Source organism: Pseudomonas sp. MF7453 (genome assembly GCF_016405455.1).
Classification (GTDB): Bacteria; Pseudomonadota; Gammaproteobacteria; order Pseudomonadales; family Pseudomonadaceae; genus Aquipseudomonas; species Aquipseudomonas paralactis.
Genome location: NZ_JAEKCN010000022.1, coordinates 22,439 through 42,664, shown reverse-complemented (window position 1 = coordinate 42,664; position 20,226 = coordinate 22,439). Strand labels below are relative to the sequence as shown.

General features: G+C 63.0%; 9 protein-coding genes. 7 read left to right on the top strand and 2 right to left on the bottom strand.

Features of this window, described 5'->3' with window-relative positions; translation table 11 throughout:
* The 6 genes from JFT63_RS26020 (at position 1) to JFT63_RS25995 (ending at position 5,825) form a co-directional block, all read left to right on the top strand.
* Positions 1 to 1,530, top strand: coding sequence for a class I adenylate-forming enzyme family protein (locus JFT63_RS26020; protein WP_198845054.1), 1,530 nt, complete (start codon positions 1 to 3; stop codon positions 1,528 to 1,530).
* A 33-nt stretch (positions 1,531 to 1,563) separates the two neighbouring features.
* Complete coding sequence (locus JFT63_RS26015; RefSeq protein ID WP_198845053.1) at positions 1,564 to 2,904, top strand: MFS transporter; 1,341 nt, start codon at positions 1,564 to 1,566, stop codon at positions 2,902 to 2,904.
* 173 nt (positions 2,905 to 3,077) lie between these two features.
* Positions 3,078 to 3,554 (top strand): YbjN domain-containing protein, encoded by a 477-nt coding sequence (locus JFT63_RS26010; RefSeq protein WP_057704502.1) that lies wholly within the window; start codon positions 3,078 to 3,080, stop codon positions 3,552 to 3,554.
* A gap of 187 nt (positions 3,555 to 3,741) precedes the next feature.
* Entirely contained in the window at positions 3,742 to 4,332 is a 591-nt protein-coding gene (locus JFT63_RS26005) for a histidine phosphatase family protein (protein WP_198845052.1), read from the top strand.
* 9 nt (positions 4,333 to 4,341) lie between these two features.
* A complete protein-coding gene (gene cobF, locus JFT63_RS26000) occupies positions 4,342 to 5,097 on the top strand; it encodes a precorrin-6A synthase (deacetylating) (protein WP_198845051.1) in 756 nt (251 codons plus the stop codon).
* Positions 5,098 to 5,108: 11 nt separating this feature from the next.
* Entirely contained in the window at positions 5,109 to 5,825 is a 717-nt protein-coding gene (locus JFT63_RS25995) for an alpha/beta hydrolase (protein ID WP_057704505.1), read from the top strand.
* Between the two features lie 32 nt (positions 5,826 to 5,857).
* On the opposite strand, the gene JFT63_RS25990 is transcribed toward JFT63_RS25995, so the two are convergent.
* On the bottom strand, positions 5,858 to 6,412 hold the full coding sequence (locus tag JFT63_RS25990) for a hypothetical protein (protein ID WP_057704506.1): 555 nt from the start codon (positions 6,410 to 6,412) through the stop codon (positions 5,858 to 5,860).
* A gap of 72 nt (positions 6,413 to 6,484) precedes the next feature.
* Complete coding sequence (locus JFT63_RS25985; RefSeq protein WP_198845050.1) at positions 6,485 to 8,293, bottom strand: monovalent cation:proton antiporter-2 (CPA2) family protein; 1,809 nt, start codon at positions 8,291 to 8,293, stop codon at positions 6,485 to 6,487.
* A 370-nt stretch (positions 8,294 to 8,663) separates the two neighbouring features.
* On the opposite strand from JFT63_RS25985, the gene JFT63_RS25980 reads away from it, so the two are divergent.
* A complete protein-coding gene (locus JFT63_RS25980) occupies positions 8,664 to 20,054 on the top strand; it encodes an autotransporter-associated beta strand repeat-containing protein (protein ID WP_198845049.1) in 11,391 nt (3,796 codons plus the stop codon).
* Positions 20,055 to 20,226 lie beyond the last annotated feature (172 nt).

Genomic DNA, 20,226 nt, shown 5'->3' with positions numbered 1-20,226 from the left:
ATGAACATTGCCAACTGGCTGCACGACACCCAGCGTCGGGCCCCGCAACGCCCGGCGCTGTTCAACGGCACCACCCAGGTGGCCGACTACGCCACCTTCGCCGCCCACGTGCGCCAACGCGCCGCGCACCTGGTGGACCAGCACTGCCTGGTGCCCGGGGACGCGGTGGCGCTGCTGATGAAAAACAGCTGCGACTACCTGGAATTGCTCTATGCCATCTGGTGGATGGGCGCCGTGGCAGTGCCGATCAACGCCAAGCTGCACCCCAGCGAAGCGGCGTGGATTGCCGATAATGCCGAAGCTCGGTTGATCTTTACCGATGGCGGCCGAGTGTTTTCATCGCGGGATTTACCGCCGCGCTGCAAGGAACTGGACGGCCATCTGCTCCCCCCCAATCGTGGTTGGCCGACCCTGGAGCAACCGGTGCTACGCCGGGACCAGGACCTCGCCTGGTTGTTCTACACCTCCGGCACGACCGGGCGTTCCAAGGGCGTGATGCTGTCCCATGGCAACCTGGTCGCCATGTCGCTGTGCTACGCCACGGATGTCGATGCGGTCAGCGCCGACGATGCCGCGGTGTATGCCGCGCCGATGTCCCACGGTGCTGGCCTGTACAACTTCATCCATGTGCGCTGCGGCGCCCGCCACGTGGTGCCGGCCTCCCATGGCTTCGACGCCGCCGAGCTGTTCGGGCTGGCCGAGCACGTGGGCAATGTGTCGCTGTTTGCCGCGCCGACCATGGTCAAACGCATGGTCGAACAGGCGCGGCGCCAGAATTATCATGGCGCAGGCATCAAGACCATCGTGTATGGCGGCGGCCCGATGTACCTGGCTGATCTGCGCGAAGCTGTCGATACTTTCGGCCCGCGCCTGGTGCAGATCTACGGCCAGGGCGAGAGCCCGATGACCATCAGCGTGTTGCCCCGTACAGTGATTGCCGAACGCCAGCGCCCCGACTGGGATAGCCTGGCCGCTTCGGTGGGCCATGCGCAGTCTTGCGTGGAAATCCGCATTCTTGATGCCACGCACCAACCACTGCCCACCGGCGAGCGCGGCGAAATCGCGGTGCGTGGCGCCACAGTGATGCAAGGCTACTGGCGCAACCCGCAGGCCACTGGCCAAACGTTGGTGGACGGCTGGCTGTTGACCGGTGATATCGGTTATCTCGACGCGGCCGGCTACCTGACCCTGACGGATCGCTCCAAGGACGTGATCATCAGCGGCGGCAGCAACGTGTACCCCCGTGAAGTCGAGGAAGTGCTGGCCCAGCATCCGCAGGTATTTGAAGTGTGCGTGGTGGGTGAGCCGGACGCGCAGTGGGGCGAGTCGGTGGTGGCTTTTGTGGTGACGCGCAGCGGCCAGCCTCTGGACGAGGGCGAACTCACCGCCTGGTTCCTGGCGCGTATGGCCTCGTTCAAGAAACCGAAAAAATATGTATGGCGCAGCGACTTGCCCAAAAACAGCTACGGCAAGATTCTCAAGACCGACTTGCGGCAGTGGTTGAAAGCAGCGAGTATCGCCGCGCTTTAACATGGATCGATAATCAGACAAGGAGTCCCCACGATGGGCAATCCCGCACCAGACACCGTCCGCAAGCGCCGCCGGGCATTTCTCGGCGCCACCTCGGGCCACTTGATCGAGTGGTACGACTACGGCGTGTATGGATTTCTCGCGGTCTATATCGGCCAGGCGTTTTTCGTCTCCGATGACCCCACCACCAGCCTGTTGGCCAGCTTCGCCGCGTTTGCCTTGAGCTTCTTTATCCGCCCGCTGGGTGGGCTGTTCTTTGGCCCGCTGGCAGACAAGATCGGCCGGCGCAAAACCCTGATCATGGCGCTGGTGATGATGACTGGCTCCACGGTGATGCTCGGCCTGTTGCCGACCTACGCCAGCCTGGGCATCGCCGCGCCGATCCTCTTGATCCTGGTGCGCTGCGTGCAAGGCTTCTCGGCGGGCGGCGAAATCGGCACCGTCACCAGCTTTATCTCCGAATACGCAGGCCCCGGTCGCCGCGGTTTCGCCACCTGCTGGTTGATGGTCACCGCTGTGCTCGGCTTGCTGTTGGGCGGCGCTGTGGCCAATGGCATGACCTGGATGCTGGGTGCCGAGGTCATGCAGGAATGGGCTTGGCGCGTACCGCTCCTGATTGCTGCGCCCCTGGGCTTTATCTCCATGTACATCCGCCTCAAGCTTGAAGACAGCCCTGAGTTCCTGGCGCTGCAACGCGCCGGGCAAACGTCGAGGGCGCCGCTGCGGGAAGTCTGGCAGTGGAAGCGCGCGATTGCCCTGGTGTTCTTCATCATCACCTTGCACAGCTCGATCTTCTACCTGGTGCTGACCTTCGCCTCGACCTACATGGCCAAGATCCTCAAGTTCGACAGCGGCACCACCTTGCTCTACGTGTTCGTCGCCAGTTTCTCGGCGGCCTTCGTGATGCCGTTTGGCGGGGCATTTACTGATAAATACGGGCGCAAGCCGTTCCTGATGGTGATCGGCACGTTGGCGACCCTGGCGATGTTCTGGCTGTTCAAATCGGCCCCCACCGCGACCCCGGCGTCGTTCTTCGCTCCGTTGATGGCGGTGGCGATTTTGTTCGGGCTATACGCGTCGTCGACCTATGCGCTGATGAGTGAACTGCTGCCGACGCGGATTCGTTCTACCGGGATTGCGGTGGCCTATAACGTGCCGGTGGCGGTGTTCGGCGGCAGCGCGCCGTTGATTTCCACCTGGTTGATCAAGGTGACGGGCGACATTACCTCGCCCTGGTATTTCTACGTCGCCACCGGAGTGGTGTCGTTGGTGGCATTGGTGCTGTTGCGCAAGGAGGATTTTGTCGCCAGCGGTCACCCGATTCAAGCGCCTGCCGATGTGGGAGGGGGCTTGCTCCCGAAGACGGCCTCATAGCCGACTCTTATCTCACTGATGCAGCATGATCGAAAAAACGGAGCCAGTCGTTGTTGTGATGAGGATGGGTCATTTGCGAGGAATTGACCCAAGGTTTTGGCAATGAGCTATACCTTAATCGGTTCGATGCTCACACACCGCCTTAATCAATGATCAACAAGGAAGAGACCACTATGAGCGATGTTCAACTGATCACCAGCGTATCCATTCAAAGCCTCACCGAGCTGTTGCAGGAAGCCGGGTACCGGGTCAACCAGTCCGAGCAAAATGGCGTTGTGCAATTGCTCAGCGCCAGCCAGGGCATCGGTTTTGCCGTGCGTTTCGGCAACCCGGCAGCCGAGCAGGGCAGTTATGTGGACTTTACCTACAGCTGCGCACTGCGGGTGCAGGGCGAATTGCCCGAGGGCCTGGCCCAGGTGTGGAATGCCTCGCGGCGCTTTGCGCGGTTGTCGGTGCAGGGGGAGTTCCTGTTGATGGAGATGGACGTGGTGGTGGCCGGTGTCGGCGCCTCGCATCTGCGTAGCCAACTGGAACTGTGGGATCGCCTGCTGCAGGAATTTATCGTCTACCTGCGCGAATACAGCCAGCAAGCCGCACAGTTGCAGGCCCAGGCGGCAGCTGCGCCGGTCAGTGAGACGTCGCCCGCCTAACTATATACGGGAGGGGGGCTTGCCTCTGTAGGAGCGAGCTTGCTCGCGAAAGACTCACAGGCGCCGCGTTCATTCAGGAAGCACGCTTTATCGTTGATGTTTTTCGCGAGCAAGCTCGCGCCTACCCTTCATCAGGCTAATCGTTGATAGTGAGGGCAGTAACCTACCGAAAATAAAGTGAAATGCGATGCTCGCCAGTCGTTTGACCCTTATCTGCCACGCCATCACGCCCTTGCAAAAACACGGACGTTTTCCCGACGATGAGTCCGTGTTGATGGATTGGCAAAGTGCTGCGTGTACCCTGGCCGGGCGCTACAAGAAAACACCGCGTCTGCTCTGCGGCCCCGAGGCCAGAACCCGCCAGACAGCCGGCTTGTTCGGCGCCCACGCCGAGGTGGAAATGGCGTTGCGCGATGCTGACTTCGGCGCGTGGAAAGGCCAGAACATCAGCCAACTCGATAGCGAAGCGCTGATGGCCTGGAGCACCGACAGCGCTTGCGCACCCCACGGCGGCGAGTCGGTGGATCAGCTCTGTTCGCGTGTGGGCCGATGGCTCCAATCCCTCGAAACCCACCCCGGCCATACAGTCGCCGTGACCCACCCGTTCGTGATTCGCGCCGCGATGCGCTGCGTCATGCAGTTCCCGGTCTCGATGTTCTATCGGATCGACGTCGAACCCTTGTCGGCCATTGAGTTGCGCTTCAACAGCGTCTGGCGCCTGCGCCTGGAAACTCACGCGTGGGGCGCAGATCATGGCAAAATCAACGCCCCGCACTGAGAGCACCCCATGAAACGCATCCTGATCATCGGCATTGGCGCCGGCAACCCTGACTACATCACGATGCAGGCCGTGAAGGCGCTGAACCGTACCGACGTGTTCTTCCTGATGGACAAGGGCCAGAGCAAGGACAAGCTGATCGACCTGCGCCGTGAGATCTGCCAGACCTACATCACCGAGCCCGGCTACCGTTTTGTCGAGGCCGATTGCCCTGAGCGCGTACGTGGTGAAATTGACTACACCACCGCCGTGCAAGACCTTAACCGCGATAAGCAGCACACCTTCGAGCGCATGATCAACGAAGAAATGGCTGACGGTGAAGTGGGGGCGTTCCTGGCCTGGGGGGATCCTGCGCTGTACGACAGCACTATTCGCATTTTGCAGGCGATCCTGGCCAGCGGCCGGTGCGTGTTCGAGTTCGAAGTGATCCCGGGTATCACCAGCGTGCAGGCCCTGGCGGCCCAGCATAAGGTGCCGCTCAACCGTATCGGCAAGTCCGTCGAAATCACTACCGGGCGTCGCCTGGCGGCGGGGCAGGCCAGTGATGCCGATACCCTGGTGGTGATGCTTGATGCTGAAGACTCTTACTGCAGCGTTGCCGACCAGGACCTTAACATCTACTGGGGCGCCTACCTGGGCACGCCGGACGAAATCCTGATCAGCGGCAAAGTGAGTGAAGTGGCGCCCGAGATCGAGCGTGTACGCAAGGCGGCGCGCCTGGCCAATGGTTGGATCATGGACACTTATTTGTTGCGCAAACCCTGAGGACGCTTTCCATGCTCAAAGTTTTTGCCCTGGCGCTGACCCTGTTCGCAAGTGCCGCACATGCCGATTCCACCTTGCACAACGACTTGCCGCTGGCCTATCTGGAACAAACCCAGGGCGACGCGCGCAACCAGCCGCTGGTGATTTTCCTGCATGGTTTTGGCAGCAACGAGGAGGATTTGTTTGGCATCAAGGACGCGTTGCCGCCGACCTGGACTTACCTGTCGGTGCGTGCGCCGATGCCGGTAGAGCCCCAGGGTTATCGCTGGTTTACCAAGACCGATGAGCCTGACTACAACGGCGAAACCGCTGACCTGCAAAGCAGCGCCAAACTGATCGAAGACTTTGTCGGCAAAGCCACCGCCAAGTACCACACCCGGAGCGACCGGGTGTTTTTGGTGGGGTTCAGCCAGGGCGCGATCATGTCTTACGAAGTGGCCCTGCGTCAGCCCGAGCTGGTGCGCGGTATCGCGGCGTTGAGCGGCAGTGTGTTGCCGGTGCTCAAGGCGCAGCTCAAGCCCAAGGAATCATTGGGCAAGCTGGCGATTTTTATTGGCCACGGGACCCTGGACCAGGCGCTGCCGTATGCGTCGGGCACCCAGGCGAACGAGGTGCTGGTGGGGTTGGGGTTGAAGCCGGAGTTTCATGGGTACCCGGGGATGAATCACACGATCAGCGAAGCCGAAGTGCAGGACTTGAAAGCCTGGCTGGAGAAAAGCCTGAACTAAACATCCAGTAAAAATGTGCAAAGGGCGGTGAATTACTTACCGCCCGTAATCTGCTTGACCAACTGTGCATGACCCTTCACATCATCGGCCCGGGAAATCGCCTGAATCACCAGCAAGTGATTGCCGGAACCGCCGAGGAATGTGGAGTTCAAGGTCTTGCCGCCGCCCTGAGTGGCGCTGCTGTCCACCTGGCGCAAGCCAAGGCCCTTGTAGGTCAGCTTCTTCTCGCCGAGCTTCTTGAAGTCGGGCAGGGCGGCGCTCTGGTCCTTGACGAAATCAGCCACGGCGCCATCAAGGAACTGCGGGTCGTTATCCTTGATAGTTGCCCCATCGTTGCGCACGGTTTCGGCGACGATCACTACGCTTTTCGTTGTTGAATTGGCATACAGAGTGCCCTGGGTATCGGCGGTGCCGTCCTCAGCCTTGCCGGAGGGTAGGGTGTCGGCGCTGTAAGCCTTGGGCAGGTTGAAGGTGAACTTGCCACCCAGGGTGGAAATTTTTTGCGTGGTCGGCTTGGCGGCAGCGAACACGCTGCCGGCGGTAAGCGCGAGGGCCAGCAGCACTGCGGTCTTGGTGAACGTGGCCATGTGGCGCTCCAGGGATGAACGAAATTGCGGCGTATTCTGTCAGAAAATTCGCAATTTCGTTCATTCTCCATGTCACACCTTGTCGGACTCTTCCTCAAGCCTGTCCATCTCAAACAAACGCGCCAGTTCCGTACGGGCTTCCTGGGCGGTTTGCATGACTTTGGCCGCATCGTCGTACACCGCGTGTTGCGCGGCGAGCACTTGCTGGTCGTGGGTCTTGAAGCGATTGATGCGCGCATCTGCCTGAGCCTGGCTCAAACCCAGGCCGACCAGGGTGCGGCGGCTCATTTCCAGGCTGGAATAGAAGGTTTCGCGCACCGGTGAAGCGTCCAGGTCCACCAGGCGGTGCACGTGCTGACGGTTACGGGCACGGGCGATGATCTTCATGTGCGGGTAGAGGCTGCGCACCAGGGCGGCGGTCTTGATATTGATCTCCGGGTCGTCCATGGCAATGACGAAGAATTCCGCCTGATCGACCTTGGCCGCGTGGAGGATTTCCGGGCGCTGGGGGTCACCGTAGAACACCGGCATACCGCCAAAACTGCGGGTCAGCTCGATGGTTTCCACCGAGGTGTCGAGGGCGATAAACGAGATGTTCTGCGCACGCAGGATCCGCGCCACGATCTGGCCCATCCGCCCCATGCCGGCGATGACCACGCGGGGCGCGTCGCTTTCGATGGCGCGGTATTCCTCCGGCACTTCCACCGGCTTGACCTTGGGTTTGAACAGCTTCGGGCACACCAGCAGCAACAGCGGGGTCAAGGCCATGGACAGGGTGATGGTCAGCACCAGCACATCGTAGAGGTGCGGTTCGAACAGCCCCTGGTCGCGGCCGATCTTGAACACCACGAAGGCGAATTCACCCCCGGCCGCCAGCACCACGCCGAGGCGCAAGGCGCTTTCGCGATTGAGGTCGCCGACCATGCGGCCAACGGCGTACAGCAGGGGCAGTTTCAAGCCGATCAACAGCAGGGTCAGGCCGATCACCACCAGCGGCGTACTGAGCAGCAGGCTGAGGTTGGCGCCCATGCCCACACTGATAAAAAACAGCCCCAGCAGCAGGCCCTTGAAGGGTTCGATCTGGGATTCCAGTTCGTGGCGGTATTCCGAATCCGCCAGCAGCAGGCCGGCGAGGAAGGCCCCCAGGGCCATGGATACGCCCACCAGTTCCATCAGCCAGGCGGTGCCGATCACCACCAGCAGCGCGGTGGCGGTGGACACTTCGCGCAGGCCGGTCTTGGCGACGATGCGAAACACCGGACGCAACAGGTAGCGCCCACCGATGATGACCACGGCGATGCTGCCTAGTACCTGCAAACCATGGCGCAAGCCCTCGGCTTCGGTGGTGGTGTGACTGCCACCGGCCAGCAGAGGCACGAGGGCGATCAGCGGGATAGCCGCGATGTCCTGAAACAGCAGGATGGCGAAAGCCAGACGCCCGTGGGGCTGGTTGAGCTCCTTGCGCTCGGCCAGGCTTTGCAGGCCAAACGCGGTCGAGGACAGCGCCAGGCCCAGGCCCAGCACGATGGCGCTGTTCCAGGGCTGGCCAAACAGCCACAGCGCCACCGCGCCCATGACTAACCCGGTGAGCAGCACCTGGGCCAGGCCGACACCGAACACCGCCTTGCGCATCACCCACAAGCGTTTGGGCGACAGCTCCAGGCCAATGATGAACAGCAACAGCACCACGCCCAGTTCAGAGAACTGCGCCACGCTTTGCGGGTTGCCGATCAGGCCGAGAACCGACGGGCCGATGATCACACCGGCAAACAGATAGCCCAGCACCGCGCCCAGTTGCAGGCGCTTGGCCAGGGGCACGGTGAGCACGGCGGCGAGCAGGAACACTACGGCCGCTTGTAACAGGTTGCCTTCATGGGGCATTGCGAACTCCATTGTTTACTTGAATCAACGGCTAACCGCTGCTGTGGCGAGGGAGCAATCTCCCTCGCCACAAAAAAGCGCTCCAGCGCAGAGGGGGCAGGGCGCTATTAGAGCGCTTTTTCACATTTTGAAACTTGTATTTTTGTCGCGACAGTCAATGGATGTTGGTTGTCACCCCGCTCTTTTCCGGGTTTTACGAAAGTATTAATACCATTTAATTCAATGACTTTTCCGTGGCTCTACTAACGTTTCGACAAACTGGATTGTTAGTCACCACGGTCAGGTATTTCGAATTCGATGCGTGTGGAAGGTTAAACCCGGGCTCTTTACGCATTCATGGACGAAACGCTTGCACCACAAGGAGTAGAACGTGGATAGAACACTTGTGACTGCCGCTGTACCTCGTATTTCTGCGCTTTCTCTTGCTATCCGCCTGGGCGTGGCTGGTCTGGTCGTGGGCCTGGCGAGCCCGGATGTGCTCGCCGCCTGTACCCCGGCAAGTCCTGCGTTCGGCGCGACGGTCACCTGTACGGGCGTGCCGTCATTGCCATTGTTACTCAACACCTTCAGCAGCGCGGTCGACAACCTGACGGTCAATGTCAACGCCGGGGCGCAACTCAACGCAACGCTGGGCGGCAAAGCATTGACCCTGACCGGCAACAACACGACGTTGAACAACTCCGGCACCATTGACCCGGCAGTCCTCGGATTTGTTTCATTGTTGAGCGGTGGCGTCGTGATCGGCAACACGGCAGCCAGCGCATTGAACATCACCAACACCGCCAGCGGCATCATGCGCGGCACCGGTGCGCTGCTCGGGGTCAACCTGGCTTCGCTCGATGGCATGGCGCTGAACGCCACCAACGGCGCAGGCGGCATCACCACCATCGTCAACAACGGCACCATCGGCTCTTCGTCCTTGCTCGGCGTCTCACTGTTCACTTCCGATACCCCGGTGGTGGCAGTACAGGGCGGCGGGCAGGTCAACATGACCAATAACGGCACCTTGACCGGGCGCGTAGCGTTCGAAAGCTCCGCCACCGGCAACACCTTTATCAACACCGGGACCATCTCCGGCGGTGTGTCGATGGGGGCCGGCAGCATCAACACCTTCACTGCTGTGACGGGTTCAAGCGTAACGAACGGCGGCGGTGCGGGCCTGAGCCTGGGCGGACTGCTGGGTGTGAACCTGACATTCGCGCCCACCGGCCAGGTCGACGGCGGCGCACTGGGCAGCAACACCTTGATCTTGCAGAACACCACCGGCGTCGGCGGTGGTGCCACGGGGACGGGCATCGCGTCGAGTGCCAACTATGTCAACTTCAACAACCTGACCATCAACAGCGGCACCTGGACCCTGCAAGGGCCTTTGGTCAGCGGCAGCACCACTCTCAATGGCGGCATCTCGCAGTTCGATAGCAACACCACCTTCGGCACCGGTGTACTGACCACCAACGGCGGGACCATCGAGGCCACCGGCAATGGCTTGACCCTGTCCAATTTGCTGACCCTGGGCACGGGCGGCTTGACCGTGCAGGGGGCCTCGACCGGCCTGACCTTGAGCGGCGTGCTCTCGGGGGCCGGCGGCTTGACCAAGGCCGGTACCGGGCAATTGATCCTCAGCGGTGCCAATACCTACACCGGCGCGACAAACCTGGCCGGCGGTTCGGTGCAACTGGGCAATAACCTCGCCTTGAGCAGCGGCGCGGTGACGGTCAGCGCAGCCACCACCTTGCAAGCCCCCGGCACTGTCAGCCTGGGTAATGCGCTGACCCTGAACGGCAACCTGACCACCGACGTGGCCGGTGCGCTGACCTTGGGGGGGGCGATTTCCGGCGCCAGTGGGATCACCCACAGCGGTGCGGGCAGCCTGACCCTCAACGGTGTTAATAGCGGTTACACCGGCACCACCAGCTTGGGTGCCGGCACGCTGGTGTTGGGCAATAACACGGCATTGGGCAGTGGCAGTTTGAGTGTAACGGGCGCTGCCAACCTGAATGCTGGCGGTGCGTCGTTACTCACCAACAACGTGGCGCTGGGCGCCAACCTGACGCTGGCCGGTACCAACCCGCTGACGTTGGGCGGGGTCATGTCCGGTGCCGGCAGCCTGATCAAAACCGGTGCGGGCCTGTTGACCCTGACCGGCAACAACACCCGCACCGGCATTACCGCGCTGAATGCCGGTGGGCTGGTGGTGGGTTCCGCTACCGCGTTGGGCAGCGGAGCCTTGAATGCGGCGGCGGGCACGACTCTGGATGCCAGCACGGCCGTCACCTTGACCAATGCGGTCAACCTGGCGGGCAACCTGGGCATTGGTGGCACCGCCGACCTGACCCTGAGCGGTGGCATCAATGGTGCCGGTAGCCTGACTAAAACCGGCGCGGCCAACCTGATTCTCAGCGGCACCAATGGCTTCCTGGGTGGCACCACCCTGAATGCAGGCACACTGACCGTCGGCAGCAACACGGCCCTGGGCCTTGGCCCACTGACAGTCGGTGGTGCGGCGACCCTGGACAGCAGCACCGCGGTTGCGCTGAACAATGGCATTGTTCTCAATGCCGGGCTGACCCTGGGCGGCACCAACGCGCTGACCCTGGGCAATGCCATCAGCGGCGCGGGCCCGCTGATCAAGGACGGCTTGGCCAACCTCACCCTCAACGGCACCAACACCTTCAGCGGTGGCGCCACCCTCAATGCAGGTACCTTGACCCTCGGCACAGCGGGCGCGCTGGGCAGCGGCGCCTTGACGGTCGGCGGCGCCGCCACCCTGGATAACAGCGCAGCCTTCGGGATCGGCAACGCCATTGCCCTGAATGTCGACTTGAGCCTGGCAGGCAACAACGACCTGGCCCTGAACGGCGTGATCAGCGGCGCGGGTGGCCTGATCAAAAATGGCTTGGCCGATCTGGCGCTGTCGGGCAGTAACACCTTCACTGGCGCCGTGGATATTTTGTCCGGCAGCGTCACACTGTTGAGTGCCGATGCCCTGGCGGGCAGTTCCGGCGCCAACGTGGCAGCCGGTGCGGCGCTGAACCTGAATGTGGATTCCAGCCTGGCCGGCCTCAGCGGCACGGGCGACGTGGCGGTGGGCGGAGGTTTCAATCTCAGCGTAGGTGGCCTGAGCACCAGCAGTACTTTTGACGGTAGCCTCAGTGGCGCGGGTGGCTTGATCAAGGTCGGCACCGGCACGTTGGACCTTACCGGGATCAACGGCATCAGCGGTAACACGCAGATCAACGCCGGCACTTTGAACCTCACCGGTTCCCTGGGCAGTGCAGTGGTTGACGTGAACAGCGGCGGCACCCTGACCGGTACCGGTTCGCTGTTGGGGGCTGTGAATATCAATAACGGCGGGCACCTGGCCTTGAACAGCGGGGCGACCTTATCCGCCGGCAGCTTGAGCATGAGCGCTGGCGGCAATCTGGATGTGGCGCTCGGTGCGCCTTCGCTGACGTCGTTGCTGAATGTCGGGGGCAATGTGGACCTGGCCGGCAACCTCAATGTGAGCGATGCCGGTGGCTTCGGCGCCGGTGTGTATCGGTTGATCAACTACACCGGCAGCCTGACCGGCGCATTAAACGTCAACAGCGTGCCGTTGGGCTATGGCCTGGGTGACCTGTTGGTACAAACGTCGTTGAGTAACCAGGTCAATCTGGTGGTGTCGGCACCGAACATCCGGTTCTGGGACGGCAGCGAAACCGTGGCCAACGGCAGCGTTAACGGTGGCAGCGGCACCTGGACGGCGGGCGGCACCAACTGGACCTCGGCCGACGGCATTCTCAACCAGACCTGGGGCGGTGGTTTTGCAGTGTTCCAGGGCGCGGCCGGTACGGTCAGCGTGGAGGGCGTGCAGGCTCTTACCGGCATGCAGTTCGTCACCGATGGCTACAACCTGGTCAATGGCACCGGCGGGCAGCTGAGCACCGGCAGCGGCAACTTCGCGGTGCGTGTCGACCCGCTGGCGACCGCGACTATTGGCGTGGATATCACCGGGGCGGGCGTCCTGGATAAACTCGATACCGGCACACTGGTACTCGGTGGCGCCAACAGCTACACCGGGGGCACCTTGCTTAACGGCGGCACGTTGGTGGTCGGCAGCAACACCGCGCTGGGCACTGGCGCCCTGACCGCAGCGGCGGGCACCACCCTGGACAGCAATACCGCAGCAGCGCTTGGCAATGACATTACCCTCAACGGCAACTTGAACCTGGCGGGCAGCAACGCGCTGGTGCTCAGCGGCGTGATTGGCGGCGCAGGCGGCTTGATCAAAAATGGCGCCGCCAGTGTGACCCTGGGCGGCAGCAATACCTTCCTTGGCCCGGTGGCCTTGAACGCAGGTGGTCTGGTGCTGGCGGCCAATACCGCGTTGGGCAATGGTGTACTCAATGCGGCGGGCGGCACGACTCTGGATGCGAGCACTGCGCTGACCGTCAACAATGCAATTAACCTGGCGGGCAACCTGGGCATCGGCGGCACCGCCGACCTGGCGCTGACCGGTGCGGTCAATGGCGCCGGCAGCCTGACGAAAGACGGTGCGGCCAACCTGACCCTCACAGGCGCCAATGCTTTCCTCGGCGGCACCACACTGAACGCCGGTACGCTCACCCTGGGCAATGCGGCGGCGCTGGGGCTGGGCAATCTCACCGTCGGAGGGGCAGCAACCCTGGATAGCAATGCAGCCTTGACCGTCGGCAATAATGCCATCCTGAACTCGGCGCTGACCGTGGCCGGCAGCAATGACCTGACAATGGCTGGCCTGCTCAGTGGCACTGGCGCGTTGGTCAAGGACGGGGCCGCCAACCTGACGCTCAATGGCGTCAATATCTATCAAGGCGGCACCACCCTCAATGCGGGCACCTTGACCCTCGGCACCGCAGCGGCGCTGGGTACCGGCGCCTTGACGGTCGGCGGTGCGGCCACCCTGGCCAACAGCACACCGCTGGTGCTGGCCAACGCGATCAACCTCAATGCGGGCCTGACCGTGGGCGGCCTCAATAACAACCTGACCCTCGCGGGTGTGCTGGCAGGCAGCGGTGACCTGATCAAAACCGGCACGGCTGATTTGAGCCTGACCGGCAACAACACCTTCAACGGCTTGTTCGATGTGCAAGCGGGCAGCCTTACCACCGTGGGCAATGGCGCATTGGGTGTGGGTGCCGGCGTCAATCTGGCGGGCGGTACCTCCTTGAACCTGGGCGGCACCGCCAGCCTGGGCGCGCTCACCGGCACTGGGCTTGCGACAGTCGGGGCAGGCGATACCTTGAGTGTCGGCGCCAATAACCTCGACAGCACGTTCGGTGGCGTTTTGGCGGGGCTCGGCAACTTTGCCAAGGATGGCACGGGTGCCCTGACCCTCGGTGGCCTCAGCGTGTTGACCGGCGATACGCTGGTCAATGGCGGCAGCCTGCTCGTCAACGGCTCATTGGCCAGCGCCAATGTGAACGTGGGCAGCGGCGCGACCCTGGGCGGTACCGGTACCTTGCTGGGCAATGTGGTCATCGCCGATGGCGGCCACCTGGCGGTTAACTCGGGCGCAACCCTGACCACCGGCGCGTTGCTGCTCAATGCCAACTCCAACCTGGATGCGGGCCTCGGCGCGCCATCCACCGGCGGTACGGCACTGGTACAGGTCAACGGCAACCTGACCCTGGACGGTACGCTCAACGTGAGTGATATCGGCGGCTTCGGCACCGGTATCTATCGCCTGATCGACTACACCGGCGGCCTGACCAATAACGGCCTGCAACTGGGCAGCCTGCCGGTGAATATCCCGGCTGCCGACCTGGACCTGCAAACCGCCATCGGCAACCAGGTCAACCTGCTGGTCAACGGCAGTACCAACGTGCAGTTCTGGGATGGCAGCCAGATCACCGGCAACGGCGCCATCGAAGGCGGCAGCGGCACCTGGAGCGCAGGCACCGGCAACTGGACCGGCGTCAATGGCGCATTTAACACAGCCTGGGCGCCGAACAGCTTCGCGGTGTTCCAAGGTACGGCGGGCACCGTCACCGTTGACGGCGCGCAAGCTATCACTGGGTTGCAGTTCGTCACGGATGGCTACAACCTGGCGGGTGGCACGGCGGGGGCCTTGACCCTGTTCAATGGTACCGGCGGCAACACCGCCGTGCGGGTCGACCCTGGCGTCACCGCGACCCTGGGTGTCATGCTCAATGGTGGCGGTACCCTGGCCAAGCTCGACACAGGCACCCTGGTGCTCAACGGCGCCAACAGCTACACCGGCGGCACCGCGCTCAATGGCGGCACGCTGGTGGTCGGTAACGACAGTGCCCTGGGCAGCGGCCTGTTGACCACCGCCAATGGCACTACGTTGGACAGCAACGCGGCGGTCAACCTGGCCAATAATGTGGACGTCAACGGTGCGCTGACCATCGCTGGCAGCAATGCCTTGACCCTGGCCGGTAACGTGGCGGGCACCGGCAGCCTGATCAAAAATGGCATCGCCAACCTGACCCTCAGTGGCAACAACACCTATGCCGGGCCAACCGCACTCAACGCCGGCGGCTTGATCGTCGCCTCCAACACCGCACTGGGCAGTGGTGCCTTGAACGCGGCAGCCGGTACCAGTCTTGACAGCAACACGACGGTGGCTTTGGCCAATACGGTGAACCTGGCCGGTAACCTGGGCATTCTGGGGACTGCCGACCTGAGCCTGAACGGCGTGGTCAGCGGTGCGGGCGGCCTGACCAAAACCGGTGCGGGCAACTTGACCCTCAATGGCGCCAATGCCTACCTCGGTGGCACCCAATTGAACGCGGGGTCCTTGACCCTGGGCAACGCGTCGGCCCTGGGCAGTGGAGCTCTGGCAGTCAATGGCGTCGCGACCCTGGATACCAGCGCTGCACTGGCCCTGGCCAATAACACCAGCCTGAATGCTGCGCTGACAGTCGGCGGCAGCAATGATCTGAGCCTTGATGGCGTAGTCGATGGCAGCGGTTCCGTGATCAAGGCCGGTGCCTCCAACCTGGTGCTCAACGGTGCCAACACCTTCAGCGGTGGCACAACTCTGAATGCCGGTACGTTGACCCTGGGCAATGCCACTGCCCTGGGCTCGGGCGCCTTGACCGTCGGCGGTGCGGCAACCCTGGCCAACAGCACGCCACTGGTGCTGGCCAATGCGGTCAATCTCAATGGCGACCTGACCGTCGCAGGCAGCAATAACCTGACCCTGGCCGGTGTGCTGGCCGGCAACGCGGCGCTGATCAAGAATGGCGCGGCGGACCTGCTGCTGACGGGCAGCAATACCTTCAGCGGCCCACTCACCGTGGCCGGCGGCAGTGTGACCACGCTGGGGAACGGCGCGCTGGGCACTACCTCGGGCGTGACCGTCGGCAGCGGCGCCAGTCTCAACCTGGGTGGCAATGCCAGCCTCAATTCCCTGGCCGGCAACGGCACGGTGCAGGTGGCGGGCGGTAGCACGCTGGCGGTGGGCGGCAGCAACCTGGACAACACCTTTGGCGGTTCGCTGGGCGGTACCGGCGGCCTGGATAAAAACGGCAGCGGTGTGCTCAACCTGAGCGGCACCAATGGCATCAGCGGCGCAGCCAATGTCAATGGCGGCACCTTGAATGTCACAGGTTCCCTGGCCAGCGCCACGGTGGCGGTCAACAACGGCGCGACCCTGACCGGCAGTGGCACCCTTGCCGGTGCCGTGACCGTTGCCGACGGGGGCCATGTCGGCCTGAACACCGGCAGCACGCTGTCGGTGGGCTCGCTGGTGCTGGGCGGCAATTCCAACCTGGATGTCGGCCTTGGCACCCCGGTGCTGGGCGGCGGCACCGGGCTGCTGAATGTCGGCGGCGACCTGACCCTGGACGGCAACCTCAACGTCACCGATATCGGCGGCTTTGGCAGTGGCGTTTACAACCTCATCAACTACGGCGGGGCGCTGACCAATAACGGCCTGACCCTCGGCGTATTGCCGGGCAGCGTGGTGCCGGGCGATCTGCAAGTGCAGACCGCCATCAGCAACAAGGTCAACCTGCTGGTAACTGCGCCTAACACCACTGTGCAGTTCTGGGATGGCAATAACCTGATCGGCAACGCTGCCATCGACGGTGGTAACGGTACCTGGAGCGCCGGTAATACCAACTGGACCAATGTCGACGGCACGCTCAACCAAGGCTGGACCAATAGCTTCGCAGTGTTCCAGGGCGCGGCCGGCAATGTGACGGTGGACGGCACGCAAAACATCACCGGCATGCAGTTCGTCACCGATGGCTATAACCTGGCCTCCGGCGCTGCGGGGGTGCTTAACCTGGTCAATGGCGGCACCGGCAACACCGCGGTGCGCGTCGACCCGAACGTTACCGCTACCCTCGGTGTCACGCTCAACGGTGCCGGTACCCTGGCCAAGCTCGACAGCGGCACCCTGGTGCTTAATGGCGCCAATGGCTACACCGGCGGCACCGCGCTCAATGGCGGCACCCTGGTGGTCGGCAACAACAGTGCCTTGGGCACCGGCGTGCTGACAGCGGCGGGTGGCACCACCCTGGACAGCAATGCGGCGGTGACCCTGGCCAATGCGGCGGTAGTCAATGGCGCTCTGGCGATTGGCGGCAGCAACGCACTGACCCTCAATGGTGGCATCAGCGGCAGCGGTAGTCTGGTGAAAAACGGCGCTGCAACCCTGACCCTCAATGGCGTCAACAGTTACAGCGGCGGCACGGGCCTCAACGTCGGTCAGCTGGTGTTGGGCAACAACGCCGCACTGGGCAGCGGTGCCTTGACTGTCGGTGGCGCTGCGCAACTGGATGGAGGCACTGACCTGCAACTGGCCAATGCCATCAACCTGGGTGGCCCGCTGACTCTGGCCGGCAGCCACGACCTGGGCCTTAACGGCGTCGTCAGCGGCACCGGCAGCCTGGTGAAAAACGGCAGCGGCGCCTTGCTGCTGGCGGGTGCCAACACCTACAGCGGTGGTACCACCCTCAACGGCGGCACCACAACCGGCAATACCACCAGCCTGCAAGGCGCCATCGCCAACAATGCGGCATTGACCTTTGAGCAAGCCACCGACGGTACCTACACCGGCAACCTCACGGGTACTGGCGTATTGAACAAAACCGGGACCGGTGCGTTGCTGCTGACCGGTAACAACACCTTTACCGGCGCTACCAACGTCAACACCGGCAGCCTGTTGGTCAACGGCACCCTCAACAGCGCTGCGGTGCAAGTAGCCAGCGGCGCAACCCTGGGCGGCAGCGGCACCCTGGGCGGTGCGGTGAGCATGGCGGACGGTTCGGTGCTCAAGGCGGGCGCGGCAACACCACTGTCGGTCGGCTCGCTGGCGTTGTCATCGGGCACCACGCTGGACTTTGCCCTCGGCGCCCCGGGTGCTTCGAGCACGGCGGTGAATGTGGCCGGCAACCTGACCCTGGACGGAACGCTTAACGTCAGTGATGCGGGCGGCTTTGGTCTGGGCGTGTATCAACTGTTCCGCTATGGCGGCAGCCTGACCGATAACGGCCTGACCTTTGGCACCTTGCCCGTCGCTTTGGGCAACGTGAGCCTGCAAACCGCGCTGGCCAACCAGCTCAACCTGGTGGTGCAAACCGCCCCAGGGCAGATCCAGTTCTGGAACGGCGGCACCACCAACCCCGATGGCACCATCACCGGTGGCAGTGGTACCTGGGGCCCGGGCACCAACTGGACCGACCCCACCGGCACCCAAGGGCAGGCGTCCACCAACCAGTTCGCCGTATTTGGCGGGCAGGGCGGTACCGTGACGGTTGTCGGTAACCAAGGCTTTACCGGTCTGCAAGTGCTGGACGCCGGCTACGTGCTGACGGCCGGCGAAGGCGGCAGCTTGAGCCCGACCAACGCGGCGGATGGCAGCCTGGCGGCGGTGCGAGTCAATTCCGGCGTGACGGCCCAGATCGATGCACCGCTGGTGGGAACCGGCGGCATCAACAAACTGGATGCCGGTACCTTGCTGCTGACTGGCGCGAATACCTACACCGGCGGCACTACCGTCAGTGGCGGTACGCTTGCGGGCACCACCACCAGCCTGCGTGGCAGGATCCTCAACAACGCTCGGTTGTTGTTTGCCCAACGCACCAATGGCCAATTCAGCGGCACCTTGAGCGGCACCGGTGCGCTGATCAAGCAAGGCGCAGGCGCGCTCCTGCTGACCGGCAACCAGCCGTTCAGCGGCACCGTGGCGGTAGAAGAGGGCGTGTTGCAAGTGGGCAACGCGGCCAACCCAGGCGCCGTGCTCGGCGGCCAAGTCACCGTGGCCAACGGTGCGGGCCTGACCGGCAACGGCAGCGTCGGTTCGCTGGTCAACAACGGCTCGGTAACGCCTGACGGCGGCAAGTTGAGCGTGGCCGGCAACTTCACCAACGCCAGCACCGGCGCGCTGAACCTGGTGATTACCCCATCCACCACCGGCTCCCTGGCCGTGGGCGGCACTGCTAACCTGGGCGGCACCTTGAATGTGATCAACCTGGCACCCTATGCCGGCGCGACCACCTACACACTGCTGACCGCGGGCGCGGTCAACGGCACCTTTGCCACCACCAACCTGGAGAACCTGGCGTTCCTCACTACCGCGCTTAACTACAGCCCAACCCAGGTAGCCCTGGCGGTCAGCCGTAATAACGTCAGCTACGCCAGTGTGGCGGCTACCGCTAACCAGCGCGGCGTGGCGGCGGCATTGGGCAGTGGTGCAGCCGTCGGTGGCGCAGCGGTGCAGAACGCGTTGCTCAATTCTGACGTGGCAGGGGCGCGCGCAGCCTTCGACAGCTTGTCTGGCGAGATTCATGCCAGCACCGCCAGCGCGATGCTCGAAGATTCGCGGTACGTACGTGACGCGGTCAACGAGCGCATGCGCCAACCCGGTTGCTACCGCGAGGATGACCCACGCAATGCCCTGGCGCCAAGCGAAAACCGTCTGACCAGTGCCGGTTGCCACGGCGAGATGGTCGGTTGGATGCGCGTACTCGGCACCTGGGGCCATATGGGCGGTGACAGCAACACCGCCAAGCTGGACCGCAACCTCAGCGGCTTCCTGCTCGGCACCGACAAGCAAGTGGACGACGCCTGGCGCGTCGGCGCGGCCGCCGGCTACACCCGCAGCGACCTGGATGCCAAGCGTCGTAACTCCAGTGCCGATGTGGACAGCTACCACTTGATGGCCTACACCGCCTACCAGCAGGAAGCCTTCGCCGCACGCATGGGCGTGGCGTACAGCTGGCATGACGTCGAAAGCAAACGCAACGTGTCTGTCGGCGGTGCGGGCCAACGCCTGAAAGCCGACTACAAGGCACGCAGTGCACAGGTGTTCGGTGAAGTCGGCTATACCATCCAAACCGCCAGCGTCGCCCTCGAACCGTTCGCCGGCCTGGCTTACGTCAACTACGACAGCGACACGATCAAGGAAAAAGGCGGTTCGGCAGCCCTGCGTGGCGACGCTGACCAGAGCATCACCTACTCGACCCTGGGCGTGCGCATCGGCCAGACCCTCACCTTGGGCAACGGCTCGAAAATCACCCCACGGGGCAGCATCGGCTGGCGCCATGCCTTCGGCGATACCAAGCCTGACGCCGACCTGAGCTTCATCAATGGCGGTGGCTCGTTCAGCACCCAGGGCGTGCCGATTGCCAAGGACAGCGCGGTGGTGGAAGCGGGCCTGGATTACCAGATCAGCCAGAACGGCAAGCTGGGCCTGGGCTATTCGGGTCAACTCTCGCGCAACGACAAGGACCATGCGGTGACGGTGAGTTTCTCCCTCGGTTTTTGATCAAGGCCGAGTTTTTTGAACCGCCCGAAAGGGCGGTTTTTTTTGAAGTATTTCAGGGTTCCTGAATGCACAGAGTTTATGGCTCACCCGCCAGGCTGAAGAATGTACACACAATTTCTTCCGGAGCGCGGCTGGCTGGCTAACCAACGTCGACCTAAAGTTATGCCCTTGA

What these genes read in the sequence shown, in the direction of transcription:
- JFT63_RS26020 (WP_198845054.1), top strand. Translation starts at nt 1, where the DNA reads ATGAACATTGCCAACTGGCTGCACGACACCCAGCGTCGGGCCCCGCAA.
- JFT63_RS26015 (WP_198845053.1), top strand. Translation starts at nt 1,564, where the DNA reads ATGGGCAATCCCGCACCAGACACCGTCCGCAAGCGCCGCCGGGCATTT.
- JFT63_RS26010 (WP_057704502.1), top strand. Translation starts at nt 3,078, where the DNA reads ATGAGCGATGTTCAACTGATCACCAGCGTATCCATTCAAAGCCTCACC.
- JFT63_RS26005 (WP_198845052.1), top strand. Translation starts at nt 3,742, where the DNA reads ATGCTCGCCAGTCGTTTGACCCTTATCTGCCACGCCATCACGCCCTTG.
- cobF (WP_198845051.1), top strand. Translation starts at nt 4,342, where the DNA reads ATGAAACGCATCCTGATCATCGGCATTGGCGCCGGCAACCCTGACTAC.
- JFT63_RS25995 (WP_057704505.1), top strand. Translation starts at nt 5,109, where the DNA reads ATGCTCAAAGTTTTTGCCCTGGCGCTGACCCTGTTCGCAAGTGCCGCA.
- JFT63_RS25990 (WP_057704506.1), bottom strand. Translation starts at nt 6,412, where the DNA reads ATGGCCACGTTCACCAAGACCGCAGTGCTGCTGGCCCTCGCGCTTACC.
- JFT63_RS25985 (WP_198845050.1), bottom strand. Translation starts at nt 8,293, where the DNA reads ATGCCCCATGAAGGCAACCTGTTACAAGCGGCCGTAGTGTTCCTGCTC.